Below are 16,018 nucleotides of genomic sequence, written 5' to 3'. Positions count from 1 at the left end.
TAGCAACAATGAAAACTATATATACTATAATAATTATAGCTTTAGGAGTATTTTTTTTACTTCCAAGCTGCAAGAAAGCCTTAGACAAACAGGATCTGAATAAGGTATCTCCGGAATTTGTTTTCAGTGACTCAATCTTGGTAAAGCAACAACTAGACTTCATTTATGACCAAAACCTTCCTACCTGGTTTGGAAACGTAACGGGAAGTTTAGGTGCCAGCAATGACAAGTCCGATGAAGGTTGGGCGGAGAATGCCTTTGTACAGGGTACGTTGACCATTAATAGTGTATCTGATATGGGCAGTAGCAATACAGCAGGTAACTACTTTAAGATACGTATCATTAACCAGTTCATCCAAGACCTGAGAAACAGCCCGCTGGCACCTGGTCTTAAAAAACGCTTCGAAGCACAGGCGCTCTTTTTCCGGGCATTCCGTTATCACAACCTGGTACGTCTATATGGTGGGGTTCCACTTGTGCTTTTACCGCTGGATGCCGTTGGCGATGATGCCAAAGAAGCTGCCCGCGTACCGAGAAGCAAAACCTCGGATTGTTTCAAGCAAATAACAGCAGACCTGGACACGGCAGCAAAGTATTTACCTAAAAAATGGTTGACTGCAGATTATGGCCGGATAACTGCGGGCGGTGCGCTTGCCTACAAAGGTAGGGTTTTGCTAGAATACGCAAGTCCACAATATTTAAATGGTGATCAAACAGCGACTGAACTTACCAGGTGGGAAGCGGCTTATGTCGCTAATAAGGCTGCTTATGACCTTCTGATTGCCAGCGGTTATGGTTTACATCCATCTTATGATAACATGTGGTTTACAGAAGGTAATGGTAACCCCGAGGCGGTTATGGTTACTTGTTTTAATAACTCTCCTGGTGACCAGACCAGTAAGCCTAATGGCTATGAATCCTCAACCCGCCCTGCCTACTTAAGTACGGGAACCGCAGCTACTTCTAACCAGCCTACCTGGAATCTGGTACAAGCCTATCCAATGAAAGATGGCAAGATGCCAGATGCGAACCCAGTTACAAATAAATCTGCATATTTATATAACCAGAATACATTTTATAAAAACCGCGATCCGCGTTTTGATAAAACAATTGCTTTCAATGGTTCAACCTGGGCAATCAACAGTAACACAAACTACAGACTATGGACTTATTTTGCGCCCTTAGCGAATGGCACATTGAGGTCTGTTGAGCCATCTGGCACGACCACAACGGGCTTCTACCTTCGCAAAGCAATCGACCCTAATCTTGGCCTTAATAGTGTGCCGTTCGCAGGTACAGATTGGATGGAGATTCGCTTTGCGGAAGTGGTTCTAAATCTGGCAGAAGCTGCTGCCGAAACCGGAAGAATGGATGAAGCTTTTGAAGGTATCAGATCGATAAGAAGAAGAGCGGGCATTGAGCCTGGTGCGGATGGCAACTTTGGACTGGATATTGCAATCAAAGCCGACCGCATGCGCATGATAAATATGTTAATGCTGGAACGCCAGATTGAGTTTGCTTTCGAAGGAAAACGCTTTTTCGATCTGCGCCGAAGAAAAATGCTGCTCTCGCTTAACGGTAGCCGACGAACGGGCATTAGAATAGTTACAACTTCTACCGCACCGGCAAGTCTTACTGCCTCACCTTATGTAGGCCGTGACGGTTTGGCACAAGACCAAGCCTATACATTTTTTACCGTTTCGATAGTCAATTTAGATACCCGGTTCACCATAACCTATCAGCCAGGGTCATACTTCTATGCAATACCAACTGCCTCGATAAACAGTAATCCAGCCATCCTTCAGAATAATAACTGGGGCGGAAGTTTCGACCCGTTGCAGTAAAATATAAAACTGTAGTTCACAAAAAAAATGAATAGCCGGTATGCTGAAACTATACTTATCGGGAAGAAATAATGAAAAATAACTTTTGGTTCAAAATTCACGACCTGGCGGCGTACGCAAATTTAAATAGGAGCGCTATGAAAACAAAGCACATTATAACAATAATCTATCACAAACAATAATTACTATGAAAACCAAAAATTCCATCAGCCTGCTTTTTGCAGTTTTGCTTTCATTTTCTTTAAAAGCCCAGCTCAGTACTACCCAAAAACCTACACCACATCAAATATCGAGTGAAGTTGCTGCAATAGGCAAAAATGCCCAAGAGTGGACCAACTCACTAAAACTCAAAGATGCTCAGAAAGCTAAACGGGTAAAGGCAATCATTAGCACACACCTGAAAGCTGTTCACGATTGGCACTATTCACATGGTTACCAAACCGTTCCTGCCGGTATAAATCCTGCAACAGGAAGGGTGCTAGGGCCATTGGATCGGCAGTTGCTTGCATCATCAGCAATACCTAAAAGTGTTCACGAAAATCTCATGAGCGGTCTGCGCAATGAACTCACCGAACAACAGGTAGAATTTGTATTGGACAAGTACACCAATGACAGATTAACATCCACACTTAACAAATACAAAACCATCGTGGGCGACCTAACGCCCGAAGAAGAAAGTGTTATCATCAGTAATTTGAAGCAAGCGCGAGAGCAGGCTATCGATTATAAAACTACAAAATTAGCGATTGAAATATTCGAGATATATCGGACTAAAAATGAGGAGTATTTAATCTCCAGAGGCCGTAACTGGGCAGAATTATATAAAAAATATATTGCGATTGTAGAGCCGCCAAAATAGTGCTGATGTGAAGAAAGTTCGCCTTTTATATCGCCATACCTTGGTCCACAATTCATTTGGAATTGACATGTATGAATACTGTTTCCCTTGCATCAAATAATCATTTATAATATGAAAACAACCCTTTTTATTTCTCTAATTGCGATTTCCTGCATTTCGCAAAACGCAGTTGCGCAGTATCCGCTGTTAACATCAACCCAAACGCCATCCGATGACCACGTTTTAAAGGACACAAAAGCAGCATCAGACAAAGCCTGGAAAGAGGCACTCCCCATCATTGACCGCGATAGACGTAACGGTAAGCCATATATCACCTGGGCATCATCACCAAACGACCTTCCTCAGGCTGATATTCCGGCTTTCCCCGGTGCACAAGGCGGTGGGGCTTATACCTTTGGAGGCCGTGGAGGACGCGTTTTTGTTGTGACTAGCCTGGAGGATGCTGGACCCGGCACACTGAGAGAGGCTTGCGAAAAAGGTGGCGCACGCATAATTGTATTTAATGTAGCAGGTATCATTAAATTAAAAAGTCCGCTAATTGTCAGAGCTCCCTACATTACCATTGCCGGCAATACCGCCCCTGGTGACGGAGTTTGCATCGCAGGAGAATCTATTTGGATGAACACTCACGATGTGGTGGTACGTCATATGCGCTTCCGTCGTGGGGAGACTAATCACGACCGCCGTGATGATGCAATTGGTGGTAACCCGATAGGAAATATCATGGTTGATCATGTTTCGGCCAGTTGGGGCTTGGATGAAAATATGTCGTGGTACCGCCATATGTATGAGTCCAATAAGGTAGGGATTGCGCCCGAAAAAATGCCAACAGTTAACATCAGCATACAAAATAGCATATTTTCTGAAGCGCTCAACAATTACAATCACGCATTTGGGAGCACCATAGGTGGATTAAATAGTACTTTTATGCGAAATCTCTGGGCAAATAATATTGCCCGTAATCCCTCTATAGGAATGTATGGAGATTTTACCCTGGTCAACAATGTTATTTACAATTGGAGAGTGCGTTCCGCCGATGGTGGAGATCACCGATCTATGTTCAATATAATTAACAACTATTATAAACCGGGGCCAACAACAATTAAAGATAAGCCTTCTGGATTCCGGATACTAAAACCCGAAGGTGATCGTGCACGTCTTGACACCCTGATAATAGGCAGGGCTTATGTGAACGGCAATATTATGGAAGGAAACGAGCGTGTGACTAAAGATAACTGGGATGGCGGTGTGCAGGTCGCTGACATGCCTGATGCAGGTAAATACAGAGATTATATTAAAGTCAACAAGCCATTTACGCACAAGGAGTTTGCTATAATGAGCGCTAAAAATGCATACAATTATGTGCTGAAAAATGTTGGTGCGGTCTTGCCCAGAAGAGACGCTGTAGACATACGCGTAATTGAAGAAGCGCGAACCGGAAAACCTACATACAAAGATGGAATTATAACAGATATTAAACAGGTTGGAGGTTACCCAGAATATAAAGGTAAGCCGTATAAAGACAGTGATAATGACGGTATGCCAGATGATTGGGAGAAGAAGGCTGGATTAAATCCGAATGATCCAGCTGATGCTATCCATGATCTCAATGGCGATGGATATACAAATATTGAAAAATTCATTTATGGTTTAGACATTACTAAGAAAATCAACTGGAAAGATCCAAAAAATAATATCGATCCTTTAGCGCTGAAATAACTATCGTATAGCTAATCTACAGGTAAAAATAGGCTGCATCATCCTGATAAGTTGAGGCAGCCTATTTATGGTTCACTTATAGTTAGCATATGTTGCCATTAACAAACAGACCCTGTTAAACTAAAAGAGAAATGATTTTTTCAGTTAGCAGTATTGACCGCAGGTACATTTTCCCCTAGTAACACTGGCAGGACAGGTTACTGCACTAAACGCCGCCCTTAAAATTAGATGATACATTTTTGCCCTCTATATTCCCAGTCCATTACGAAATCCTGACCCTCCCCTCGCCCGTCAGTCTCAATACCTTTGCCATCCGTTTCATTTTTTCCTTGGAAGTTATTAAATCTTAACCAGATAAAAACATTTTCCATCGTCGCAAGATTCAATGGCTCTGATAATCAAAGTATATCTAGAGCATTCACAAGAATTTAGAGATGAAGGTTATTAATATTCCATCACGTAAATTTTCCTTTTGTCGTAGTCCCAGACAGTTTTGTATTCAGAGAAGAAACGGTAGCCAATATCGATGAGATTCGGCTCGGTGATACCCAAAGCCTTTCTTATAATCTTTGTGTCCCCATAATCTGAAAATTCAACGCCTTTCAAGCTGACCTTTAATTTCTTATCGATATAAATATTCTTTACCGTTAACAACAGATTCCCTCCTCTATCCATTCCTGATCCGAGCACCAAACCCTTGCGTTTTAAAACGTCAGCGGAGGGGGTATCCAGTTGCAAAGAGCCATACTGTCCGGTGTCAAATGCTGCCAACACATCAATTCCTCCTATTTTCATTGTTGCAAGTGGATGATTTACCAGCTTTCTGATTTCGAAATTAATTGTAGTTAAAACTTTTTCCCCATTTAGAAAATCATTGGAGAGATTCCGCTCCGCAGTAATCTTATAGAAAGTAAGCTTTCTACCTAAATAATCCAGTTTAAAAATATATCCTTTAAAAAAATCGTGGCCAATGTAGCCAAGGCAATCTGGGGTAATACGATTCTGTAAAAAATCATAATTTGCACTAACGATATGTTCTAAGTTTCGAAAAGTAATACCGTTTGTGAATTTTACTTCCTGAAGGGTATCATTAATATTTTTTTTGAAAGCCTGACCGCTGGCTACAATACCATCACCTCTATTCTTTTTATTGGCTAGTTTTATGTAATTATCGTTTATATCGATCGCTGCGCGGTTTCCCGTGTCGAACATGAATTTTCCAGGAATACCGTTCACGGTGGCCGAGATAAAGGGGAATGCATTAATGAGTGTGATAGGAAAGACGATGCTGTCACCGTGAAGCACAGCTGTCTTCTCAAAAACCTGAGCTTTCACCTGAGTTAAAGCATGACAAAGTGATAAGTTAATCACCCAAAAAAGTAAATTGAAACGCGACATATATATTTAAATTAATTTTTTATTTTTTTATTTTTAGTAACCTTTTGCTCAAAATTTGCCGAGGTAACCTAATCATGAAAAACCCTCTGAAAAAAATCGCTTGAGGCTATTTCGCTGCGAGTCTTGTTATTTAATATTGACTGAGATTGAATGTTCGTTTTCGAATATTGATTTAATAACATTTCGAAGCAAAGCAGATGCTGTAGGATTTAGGCGTCATTTATGAGTTTGTTCTGCAATTTGCTATAAAGACGATTGTCATTCAGAATGATTCTGTCAATTTTCACCCCATCTTCCCTCACGTGGTACTCTGCTGTGGTGTTATGTGTCCCGATTGATAAGGCGAAAACCGGTTAGCATCGAAACTTTACACCACCTAACGCCTCTGTAAAAACGTACTGAAAAATATTCCATTAAAATTATAACTAAAAAATAAAAATCTTTTATTTGCTAAATGCAATTCTTGGTGCTAGTAATCCAACACTATGCCATAAATTATATCCTCCACAGGGGTTCAAGGAGGCAATTTCACAAATTAAAGAGGAAATTAGCTGTTCATTATCAGACAAAAAATGTCCGTATCCGTACATTTGAGTCAGGATGTATAAAACACTAAAATAGGTTCATAAACTCGAGGTTCCCGCAGAACATATGTTTGGTCAATTTAGTTGTATCTATCTACCCAGGTTATATCGAAATAGGTTTTTTTATTTAAAAGTATTTCATTGCAAGTATAAACATAGCGCTTCAAGAACTTTTTTTTTGATAAGAGCTTAATTCAGAATATTGTCCGGTTAGCCTAAGAGACCCTGAACAGTCTAATGAATTTACCTTTAAATTAAGCTTCAACTGGGAATGCTATCTCTACAAGTGTTCCTTGTAGGTAGACATTCAATTGGCATATGCAACTCCTGGTCCGATTCATATAGCTTCAGTTGCGGAAAATGCCGAAAAATTCTTACAGTTAATAGGAAGAATCCGAGGTTGGCAATTTGTTTTTGTTTAGGGCATTCGATACTGAAAATCAGATTAGCTACTGTCGAGGTGCAAATTGCAACTTTAAGTGTGGGTAACTTCGTAAAAGAGGTGTGATAGGATAGATATTACGAACTGGCTATTTCAGTGCAACATTTGCTATGATTTGCTAGCATCACCAAAAGTGAGATTTCCGTTTACCATCATCTGACCCGAGGACTTTGGACTAAAAAAGGCAATATTGAGGTGTGTCTAAATATGGAGATCATTGTTATCAATTACATTTTGTACATTTTTCCAGCTTGGAACGTAACCTACTACAATCTTGCTAGCTGAAAGAGTATTGGCCCCTGACTGAACGCTTGATTTCAACGTCTTGGACAGCGCTTCCTCAGACTGATAGGTTTCTTCACTTCTACTGCAGGAACCCAGGGTAAAGAGCATCAAAATGATGCATAAATTCATTAGTTTTTTGATTTTGATTAGGTAAATAATAATACTGATCAAATGATAAGACATGTGATTCCTTAGCCGAAATACCGATGAGAGGATGTAGATATTTCAGATGATGGACCGCCCAGGTGGTTAGTTGGTTTTGCAAAGCAAGCCTCATTTGGTTAAAACTTCCATCTTACGAAAGCTTCGATCGCTTCATATTCAGCGAGCCCAAGTTCATTATACGCTTTTGCTGTTTCTCGGTTTCGGTCTTCAGCACGTTGCCAGAACTCCCTGGCATCATCACCTGGAAAAACAGCCCTGTCTTTTTGGCTCTGGTGTTTGAAAATTGCGTTTCTTTTTCGCTCAAGCTCCTGAGGAGAAATGGGCACTGCCATCTCAATCTCGTGGGTTTCAAACTCATGCCATGCACCGCGGTACATCCACAGCCAGCAGTCTTTTGCCCAGACTTCAGTTTTGCGCAGGCGTGTTAATGCCTCCAAAATGATGTTAAAACAAACAATGTGTGTTCCGTGCGGATCTTCAAAATCGCCAGCGGCGAAAACCTGTTGGGGTTTTATGTTTTGCAAAAGTTCAATGGTAAGTTCAATATCCTCATTGGTTACTGGATTTTTCTGATTTTTTCCACTTTCGTAAAAAGGTAGGGCCTGAAAATGAATATGGTCATCATCTAATCCGCAGTAACGAGCCCCAGCAGTTGCTTCTCCTTTTCTGATCAAAGCCTTTATGGTCTGAATCTCCGGCGTATCTACCTGATTTGGTTTCTTCTGCTCAATGAAGGTTCGCATATTACTATAAAGCTCCATCAAATCTGAATTATCCACTCCCATCTTTTCGGTGAAATCAACGTTGAACTCCACAAAGCGAAGGGCATCATCATCCCAAACAGCTGTGTTTCCTGAGGTTTGATAGGCAACATGTACATCATGTTTCTGATCCACTAAGCGTATAAAAGTACCACCCATCGAAATAACATCATCATCAGGATGGGGAGAAAAAATGACCACTCGCTTTTTCGCAGGTTCAGCTCTTTCCGGACGCTGAGAATCATCAGCATTTGGTTTTCCACCTGGCCAGCCGGTGATGGTGTGTTGAAGTTTACTGAAGATATAAATATTTATGTTGTAAACTGGTCCTTTCTCGGTGGCCAGTTGCGCCATGCCGTTGTTATTGTAATCGTCCTCGGTTAACTTTAAGATTGGTTTATTCAGGGTGTTGGCCAGCCAAATAACCGCTTTACGTACCAATTCATCGGTCCAGACACAATCTTTAACGAGCCAAGGCGTGTAAAAACGGGTAAGCTCTGCAGCTGCAGGGGTGTCCAAAATAAACTCAACATGCTCTGAAAGCTGCAGGTAAGTTGCAGGAACGTCGGCTGAGATTTCGCCTTCAACAGCTTTTTTGATGATTGAGGCTTTTTTACGGCTCCAGGCCATCAAAATAATCTCCCGTGCTTTGAAAATCGTGCCGATGCCCATGGTGATGGCTTTGGTCGGCACAAAGGTTTTCCCTCCGAAATCACGGGCCGCGTCACGACGCGTCAAATCATCAAGGGTAACCAACCGTGTTCCGGAATTTGGAGCCGAACCCGGTTCATTGAAACCAATGTGACCGGTACGGCCGATGCCCAGAATCTGAATGTCAAGCCCACCGAGATCGCCGATTTTTTTCTCATATTCCAAACAGAAAGCCGGAATGTCCTCCAAGGAAAGCGTTCCATCGGGGATGTGAACGTTGTTTTTATCAATGTCAATATGTTCGAAAAGATTCTCGTTCATAAAAGCAACATAACTCTGCGCCGCCGTCGGCTGCATTGGATAATATTCATCCAAATTGAAAGTGATTACGTTTTTGAAACTTAGCCCCTCTTCTTTATGTAGTCTAACCAGTTCGGCATAGACTGCAATTGGGGTAACGCCCGTTGCCAGGCCAAGTACTGCAAACTCGCCCAAGGCATACTTTAGTTTAATAAGGCTGGCTATTCGATGCGCCACATTAATAGAAGCAATTTTTGGATTATCGAAAACACTCACGGGTAGTTTCTCGAAACGGGTCTCTTCAAGTAGATTTAATCTGGCCATTTTTTTTTGTTATTACTTTAATAATTGACTACTCTCAAAATCCAGAAACAGTTCAACATTTGTATGATTCCTGAGTATGGTGGAGGGATAGCTAGTACTGATTTCTTTTTCCAGCGTGTTTGCTACTGCCTGTGCCTTGGTATTGCCGGGAACAACTGAACTGATAAATCCTGCCCCGAGCAAAGTGGGAATAGTCAAAGTGAGCGCCGATACCGGTACCTCATACAGGTGGCTAAAACAGCCATCATTTACCTGCTGGTTTCTGCATGCAAGGTCCAGCTCTACAACTTTGACCATCATTGGATCTTCAAAGTCCGCTACCGGTGGATCGTTAAAGGCCAGATGCCCGTTCTCCCCTATACCCATACAGACAATATCTATGGGGTATTGTGAAATCAGGTCTGAATAACGGCGACATTCGTCTTCCAGATTTACGGCATTACCATTTAAATAATGTACGGATTTGAAATTGAAGCGGGCAAAAAGGCGGTCCTTAAGAAAATTACCGAATCCCTGGGGCGCATCGGCAGGAAGGCCAATATACTCATCCATATGAAATGCATTAATGCGGCTCCAAGGCAGGTTGTGGTCGGATAAATACTCCAAAAACTCATTTTGAGATGGAGCAGCAGCAAAGACGACATTGATTTCCTGCTTTTCCAGCAAAAGTCTATCGATTTCCCTGGCAAAGCGCTCTGCAGCTGCACAGCCCATATCTTTTCTGGAACCATATATTTTAACTTCGATGTTGTTTTCTTTTTTAGTTGACATTGGTTCTGTTTTCGTATTTCACCTGTTCATGGACTTTAGTCCATCGACCATCGGGAGCTGCTGCTGTACGATAAAAATCCTCTTGCAGAAATTCCTGCGACTAAAGTAATAATATTTTCGTGTACGTTAACGAAAATCTCAAAAAAAATTATATATTCGATAATTAGTTGCCTTGCCGGCAAGGAATACCAATGAGGCAACAAGCTGATCAACAGCTGACAACAATAAAAAAAAACAAAAAATATATGACCAAAACAGTACTAACCAATGAAAGAAACTTACCCCTGGACGTGTTAAGGGGGTTGACTGTAGCCTTAATGATTACGGTAAATAATCCGGGAAGTTGGAGTGCTATTTACGCACCCCTCGCCCACTCGGAATGGCATGGATTTACGCTAACAGATCTTGTTTTTCCAACCTTTTTATTTGTTGTGGGGAACGCCATTAGTTTTACCCTGCCCAAAGCGGCGAAGGATGGTCCCCTGGTATTTTTTAAAAAAATTGTTAAACGCACCTTTCTGATTTTTGCCATTGGCTTTCTACTCAATTATTTTCCTTTTTACCAAATTGAAAATGGGAGCTTTGCGCTTACCAATATATTTGAAGTCAGATTATGGGGCGTGTTGCAACGCATCGCGGTTTGTTATTTTTTTGCCAACCTAATCTTATATTACGCCAATGTGTTCTGGTCCATCGTGACCGGGATTGTATTGTTGCTTGCATATTGGGGGATTTCCTATTATTTCGGAGATCCAGCATCCCCTTATAGCCTGGAAGGAAATGCGTCCGGGAAACTTGATCTGATATTATTCAATGCTAAAAATCTCTATCAAGGATTTGGTATCCCTTTTGAGCCTGAGGGGCTTTTAAGCACATTGCCTGCTATAGTGAATGTCCTTGCGGGATACCTAACGGGCTATTATATCAAGAAAATGGGTAGTGGATTAGATACTACCTTGCGCATATTTCTGTTGGCAATGGGTCTATTGATTGTATCCAACCTTTGGGACATTGACTTTCCGATCAACAAACCGATATGGAGCAGCTCATATGTATTGCTGACCGTTGGTTGGGATCTGGTAGTCCTGGCTATACTGATTCTAATTATCGATGTATGGCGTTTTAAAAAATGGAGCTACTTTTTTGTCGTGTTTGGTAAAAACCCTCTTTTCATCTACATCATGTCTTGGATAATCAGTGATGTGCTTTCACTGATTCCTATTGGAGAAAAGTCTCTGCGTTCGACCTTGTATCAAACAGGGTATCTGAGCTGGATGGGTGAAAAAAATGCATCATTTGCCTTTGCGATCAGCTTTATGCTTTTAATGTGGCTTATCGGACTAGTCATGGACAGGAAGAAAATTTACGTCCGAGTTTAGCAATAAATCCCAAGAATTGACCACCAGATAACCTCAAAAACACATGAAAATTAATTTATTGCTGTTTGTTATTACTTTGATAACTGCTTTCCATCAGCTGCAAGCGCAGCAAGAGGGCGCCGTTTTCAGCAAGGATTACTCCATCAGCTGGAAAATCCTTCAACATAATTTTAATTCCCAGGGCGAAACGCTGTCAGAACTTACCCTTTCTCTTCTTGGGAAGCGTAGCCTGGAGAGGGCAGGCTGGGCGATATACTTCAACGGCCCTGATCCTCATGAATTAAAAGATATTAAATCCCCTATTGAACTAAGTCATGTGAATGGCGATTTTTACAGGTTAAGGCCGACAAAATATTTTAAGGGACTTGCAGGGGCAAGGAAAATCAGTATTAAGATATTGAGCCGTCATCTTAAAAACAGGACAGATTATGGTAAAGGATTTTATATGGTATTCGATGACCGGACTGCCGCGCAAAACCTAAGTCTGAAAGTCCTGCCAGCAAGCCTCGATGATCAAGAAAAAAAACAGTCCAGAGAGACTTTTGTGCAGAATCAGTCCATCAAATTTATCAATCCAAACGAAATACCGCCAGTATTTCCTTCACCATTAAATTACATTAAAAAAGAGGGTAGTTTTCGGTTATCCGCTTCCGTGAAGATTACAGCTGACCAGCTTTTTTCGAAAGAGGCAGACTATCTTCAAACAGCGCTTGGCGAGGTGCTATCGAGTCAACCTCATACCGCCGCTCAGACTAATCTGCCCACAATTTCGCTTAAAAAAATAGCAATGGAATCAAAAGAAGGTTATGAGCTGGATGTAGAAAGTTCGGGAATCACCATTTCTGCTTCGGATAGAGCAGGAATATTCTATGGAATTCAATCCTTAAGGATGATATTCTCGCCTAGCTTCTGGAAAGAGAAAACGGTATTCATTGACCTTCCTGCCTTAAAAATCATGGATGCGCCACGCTTTGGACACCGGGCGTTTATGATGGATATTGCCAGGAATTTCCAGCCGAAATCGCAGATTATCAAAGTTCTGGATCTGTTATCTTTGTATAAGATCAATGTATTCCATCTGCATTTCAATGATGATGAAGGGTGGCGCATTGAAATCAAAGATCTTCCTGAACTAACCGAAGTTGGATCCAAAAGAGCCCATACAGTCGGCGAGGAGCAATGGATGATTCCCGCCTACGGCTCCGGGCCGACTGTAAACCATAGCAGCGGCTACCTTTCCAGGGCGGATTTCGTCGAGATACTAAAATATGCCACGCTTAGGCACATCCGTGTGATCCCTGAATATGAGACGCCGGGTCATGCAAGGGCGGCCATAAAATCGATGGATGCGCGTTACCGGAAATTTATGCTGGCGGGAAAGACTGATTCGGCTGAGGCTTACCTGCTGCGTGATCTGAAAGATAACTCCGTGTATAGCAGTGTTCAGGGCTTTAACGACAATGTGATCAATCCTGCATTGCCATCTACCTACCGATTCATGGAAAAAATCATTGATGAGACCATTAGCATGTACAGAGATGCAGGGGCTCCGCTAAACACCATCCATTTTGGAGGTGATGAGGTGCCAAATGGCGTATGGGAAAAATCACCTGCTGCGCTAAAAATGATCAGTGATGATTTAAAGATCAAAACAATAGATGAACTTTGGTATTATTACTTTCAAAAGGTCAGTCAATTGCTGGCATCCCGAAATCTTTATCTTTCCGGTTGGGAGGAGATTGGGCTGCGAAAAATCAGAAATGAAGCGGGATCAAAAATGGAACTTGATGAGCGAGGGGTAGCACAGAATTACCATGCCGATGTTTGGAACAATTTGAGCGGAAACGAGGATTTAGCCTATAAGTTGGCGAATGCAGGTTACAAGGTTGTACTAACGAACGTAACCAATTTGTATCTGGATTTGGCCTACAACAAAAGCCATCACGAGCCCGGACAATATTGGGGAGGGTATGTGGATGTGAACAAACCCTTCAGCTTTATCCCCTTGGATTATTATAAAAACCAAAACGAGGATGAAAGTGGAAAACCTTTGCCTGCAAATCATTATCAGGCAAAGATCCGGCTCAGCGAGCAGGGGAAAAAAAATATTATTGGTCTGCAGGCGCCGCTCTGGAGTGAAGTAATCACAACGGCAGCACAACTGGAATACTTGCTGTTGCCGAAAATACTGGGTTTGGCCGAGAGAAGCTGGGCGGCGGATCCCGCTTGGGCGCAGGAGCAAAACAGCGAGAAGAGTGCCGAGCTTTATAAAAAAGCGTGGTCCGTTTTCATCAACCGGCTTGGAACAAAAGAACTGCCGCGACTGGATCATTATGGCGGAGGTTTTCAATACCGGATACCCGCTCCCGGTTATGCAGTTAGAAAAGGAAAAGTGGAGGCTAACGTCTTATATCCCGGACTCCGCATTCTCTATACTACAGACGGAACAATACCAACAGCAAAAAGCAAACGATACACAGTGCCAATAGATTACAGCAAATCAATCCGCCTGAGGGTTTTCAATTCGGAGAATCGCGGAGGATCTGCGGTAAAGGTGTTCCCCTAGTGCAGTGAAGGGCACAGAGGCTGTTTTCTAAATAAATCATCTTCTGTGCTCAAGATTTCTTCCTTGAAAACTACTTTTTTTTCAACTTTATCCCTATTTAAATACCAGCTCGCCAAAACTTTCTGTCTGGTGAAAGTCGGGATGTGCCGAGCTAATCATGTTCCAGCTTAGGAAATGCGGCTGTGGCAAACCGTCTCCACATTTATAGAAATTACCCCTGGCTTTGATTTCACCAAAAGAAGTGATCTGGTGATAAATAAATGTGTGCTTTGGAATGATTAATAAAATCTCCCATTCAAAGCCATCATTATCATCGGTGCAGTTTGAGCTGATCCTGGAATGCGAGCGTATTTTCTTGACATCTTCCAGCGGTAATAAAACCCGGTCGGAACGATCCGTTCCATAGCCTATTTTCGAAAAGCCCAGGCAATTAAATTCCAGATTGTAGTAACCCTGATCACTCTCAAAAGCCACAAAGAATTCTACACAGCTATCATTGTGAATATTGCCGTTATACCCTTCGTTGGCAATCAAATATTTTTCCTGGACGTGGTACTTCAAAAAAATCAGGTCTGCATTATGAGCAATACTGAAGCTGGCTTTCGTATCACTAACATATTCAGGCCATGGATTACATTTAATAGGAAAGCTGTTAAAGCGTTCCAGGGTTTGAGTCATTTGTTCAGCAGTTTCCATGGCAAGGGCGCCTACGTATGGGATTTCGAGCTTCTTCAAGGGCGTTATAAAATAATTAATATTTGGGTTTTCAAGACAAAGCTTGCACTTCATTTGCATTAAAGACAATCTGTCCCATGACAATAGTGGTATCGATATTGATTTTTTGGTCAAAGATGACCAAATCGGCATCCATTCCTTTTTTGATGACGCCTTTTCGGCTGTTGATGTTCAATATTCTGGCCGGGGTTTTAGTAATCATCTCAACGGCATCAACCAGCGGTACCTCAGCGAGTTCCATCATATTTCTGACGAGTTGATCTGCGGTCGCAACGCTACCCGCGAAAGCGCTGCGGTCCGGAAGTTTAGCAACCCCATCCTCAATAATCACCTCCAGCCCTGTAGTTAAACTACCTAAAATACTTTTTCCTTCAGGCATGCCAGCTCCTCTCATTGCATCAGTAATCAGCGCGGTATTTTTCATGCCTTTGATCTTGTAGACTAGCTTTAATAGCGCAGGAGGCAAATGCACTCCGTCGGCGATAATTTCCACGGTCATATCATCCAAGAGGTAGGCGGCCTCGATTACGCCGGCATAGCGGTAGGCATTTCTTCTGGATACCCCCGACATGCAGGAGTAGAAGTGTGTGGCGTGGGTAAATCCTTCCTCAAAGGCTACCAGTACATCTTCATAAATGGCGTCCGTGTGGGCAATGGAGGCAAGAATGTTGTTAGCACTTAGCTTTCTTGCAAATGCAAGTGATCCTGGGAGCTCGGGAGCCGCACTCCACCTTTTGATGACAGCTGTTGCTGCTAAAATTTCATTGTATTCATCCGCATCAGGATTCCGGATATACCTGGGATCCTGCGCCCCTTTCTGGTTCATTGAGAAATAAGGACCTTCTATATGCAGACCAACAAATTGTGCTCCGGTTGAGTTGATGGGATCAGCGGCTTCATAGGTTTTGATGGTATCCAGCAGATCAGTTTTTTCACAACTTAGCGTGGTGGGCATAAGTGATGTGGTACCGTAGCGGGCATGGGTACTGGCTATGCTCAGGAAAGCATCAATTGTATTATCCATAAAATCGTGTCCACCCCCCCCATGTACGTGCAGATCAATAAATCCGGGTGAGATAATTTTACCACCCGCATTTATTTCAAACGCGGAGGGAACGTCCACATTTCCGGCTGATACCTCGGCAATTTTATCATTTTCAATAACTAATGTTCCGCCTTTAAGTATTCCTTCGGGGGTAATAATATTCGCGTTGTATATTTTGATGTATTTCATA

At 42.2% G+C, this 16,018-nt stretch carries 10 protein-coding genes; 5 read left to right on the top strand and 5 right to left on the bottom strand.

Annotated features, from left to right (window positions below):
• Positions 1–8: 8 nt before the first annotated feature.
• The 3 genes from ACO05K_RS04720 to ACO05K_RS04710 all read left to right on the top strand — a co-directional run bounded on the left by ACO05K_RS04720 (position 9) and on the right by ACO05K_RS04710 (position 4,422).
• Positions 9–1,844, top strand: a complete 1,836-nt coding sequence (locus tag ACO05K_RS04720; protein WP_421943305.1) for a RagB/SusD family nutrient uptake outer membrane protein — start codon at positions 9–11, stop codon at positions 1,842–1,844.
• A gap of 187 nt (positions 1,845–2,031) precedes the next feature.
• Positions 2,032–2,703, top strand: coding sequence for a DUF3826 domain-containing protein (locus tag ACO05K_RS04715; RefSeq protein WP_421943304.1), 672 nt, complete (start codon positions 2,032–2,034; stop codon positions 2,701–2,703).
• 111 nt (positions 2,704–2,814) lie between these two features.
• Entirely contained in the window at positions 2,815–4,422 is a 1,608-nt protein-coding gene (locus ACO05K_RS04710; RefSeq protein ID WP_421943303.1) for a polysaccharide lyase, read from the top strand.
• Positions 4,423–4,866: 444 nt separating this feature from the next.
• On the opposite strand, the gene ACO05K_RS04705 is transcribed toward ACO05K_RS04710, so the two are convergent.
• From ACO05K_RS04705 to ACO05K_RS04695, 3 genes are all read right to left on the bottom strand, one after another.
• On the bottom strand, positions 4,867–5,820 hold the full coding sequence (locus tag ACO05K_RS04705) for a hypothetical protein (RefSeq protein WP_421943302.1): 954 nt from the start codon (positions 5,818–5,820) through the stop codon (positions 4,867–4,869).
• A gap of 1,592 nt (positions 5,821–7,412) precedes the next feature.
• The gene (locus ACO05K_RS04700) at positions 7,413–9,332 is read right to left on the bottom strand and encodes a glucosamine-6-phosphate deaminase (protein ID WP_421943301.1); all 1,920 of its coding nucleotides are present in this window, start codon (positions 9,330–9,332) and stop codon (positions 7,413–7,415) included.
• Positions 9,333–9,344: 12 nt separating this feature from the next.
• The gene (locus tag ACO05K_RS04695; RefSeq protein ID WP_421943300.1) at positions 9,345–10,103 is read right to left on the bottom strand and encodes a glucosamine-6-phosphate deaminase; all 759 of its coding nucleotides are present in this window, start codon (positions 10,101–10,103) and stop codon (positions 9,345–9,347) included.
• Between the two features lie 191 nt (positions 10,104–10,294).
• Here ACO05K_RS04695 and ACO05K_RS04690 point away from each other — a divergent pair, with 191 nt between their 5' ends.
• Both ACO05K_RS04690 and ACO05K_RS04685 read left to right on the top strand, forming a co-directional pair.
• Positions 10,295–11,482 carry an acyltransferase family protein gene (locus ACO05K_RS04690; protein WP_421943299.1) on the top strand — a complete coding sequence of 396 codons (1,188 nt, stop codon included), beginning with the start codon at positions 10,295–10,297 and terminating at the stop codon, positions 11,480–11,482.
• 43 nt (positions 11,483–11,525) lie between these two features.
• Entirely contained in the window at positions 11,526–14,048 is a 2,523-nt protein-coding gene (locus tag ACO05K_RS04685) for a family 20 glycosylhydrolase (RefSeq protein WP_421943298.1), read from the top strand.
• 93 nt (positions 14,049–14,141) lie between these two features.
• Here the strand turns inward: ACO05K_RS04685 and ACO05K_RS04680 are convergent, their stop codons facing one another.
• Both ACO05K_RS04680 and nagA read right to left on the bottom strand, forming a co-directional pair.
• Complete coding sequence (locus ACO05K_RS04680; RefSeq protein ID WP_421943297.1) at positions 14,142–14,783, bottom strand: carbohydrate-binding family 9-like protein; 642 nt, start codon at positions 14,781–14,783, stop codon at positions 14,142–14,144.
• A 31-nt stretch (positions 14,784–14,814) separates the two neighbouring features.
• Positions 14,815–16,017, bottom strand: a complete 1,203-nt coding sequence (gene nagA, locus ACO05K_RS04675) for an N-acetylglucosamine-6-phosphate deacetylase (RefSeq protein ID WP_421943296.1) — start codon at positions 16,015–16,017, stop codon at positions 14,815–14,817.
• Between the last annotated feature and the right edge of the window lies 1 nt (position 16,018).

The sequence above is a fragment of the Pedobacter sp. genome, assembly GCF_965227205.1.
Classification (GTDB): Bacteria; Bacteroidota; Bacteroidia; order Sphingobacteriales; family Sphingobacteriaceae; genus Pedobacter.
The sequence above is the reverse complement of the archived record's forward strand: the minus strand, read 5'-3'. Positions and strand labels throughout refer to the sequence as shown.